Origin of the sequence: Vibrio jasicida CAIM 1864 = LMG 25398, from assembly GCF_000400365.1 — a bacterium.
GTDB classification, from domain to species: Bacteria; Pseudomonadota; Gammaproteobacteria; order Enterobacterales; family Vibrionaceae; genus Vibrio; species Vibrio jasicida.
On record NZ_BAOG01000252.1, the window covers coordinates 1 to 216 of the forward strand.

At 42.1% G+C, this 216-nt stretch carries 1 protein-coding gene; it reads right to left on the reverse strand.

What is annotated here, in order from left to right; all coding sequences use genetic code 11:
• Positions 1–51 precede the first annotated feature (51 nt).
• The gene (locus VJL_RS30295) at positions 52–216 is read right to left on the reverse strand and encodes a DUF6404 family protein (RefSeq protein ID WP_305848686.1); all 165 of its coding nucleotides are present in this window, start codon (positions 214–216) and stop codon (positions 52–54) included.

Here is a 216-nt window from a genome sequence, read left to right on the forward strand (position 1 = left end):
AAAATGCCACGCGTTGCGAATCCCTCTTGAACAGTTTGTTAGGTTTTGGGCTTATTCTCCCAATGAACCCCAATCTGTTAGATTTAATTGCTTGCGCCTAATGTAGTAGAAGGTTGCCATAACTAAACCAAACAATGCGCCAGTAAGTAACGAGATATAAACCGCTTCTAAAACTGGTTTGCCTAGCTCGTCCCACACAAGAAACCATTGGAAGAT